Below are 380 nucleotides of genomic sequence, written 5' to 3' on the forward strand. Positions count from 1 at the left end.
ATCTATGCAGTAGAACCAAGTCTGGTTCCATTCCTTAGGGTGACTGTGCAGTTTGGCATGAGGGAATTCAACTTCTTTCTGCTTTTGAATAGAGACACCACCAAGTTCAGTGTTGGGACCATTTACAAATTTTGTACGCCAGTTCAGATGAAAAAAGTCCCGGAACAGCTCAGCGGTTGGTTCTTCTTGTAAGTACACTTCACAGAAGACTTGGAAGTTGCATAGATTGGACACCGAGTTGGGTCCGATATCTTGAGGATGGAGTTGGAAACTGGCAAGAACATCTCGGAAAAACTTCGACCTGGGCGGTTTGAAACCACGCCCTATGTGGTCGACAAAGACCACTACCTCACCCTGCCTCGGGGTAGGAGGATTCTCTG

At 47.1% G+C, this 380-nt stretch carries 1 protein-coding gene; it reads right to left on the reverse strand.

The window, feature by feature from the left end; translation table 11 throughout:
* A partial coding sequence (locus EEB19_RS26710; protein ID WP_222930018.1) for a hypothetical protein occupies nt 1-345 on the reverse strand: 345 nt, incomplete at its 3' end.
* Between the last annotated feature and the right edge of the window lie 35 nt (nt 346-380).

The organism is Gordonia sp. OPL2, from assembly GCF_003797825.1.
Taxonomy (GTDB): domain Bacteria; phylum Actinomycetota; class Actinomycetes; order Mycobacteriales; family Mycobacteriaceae; genus Gordonia.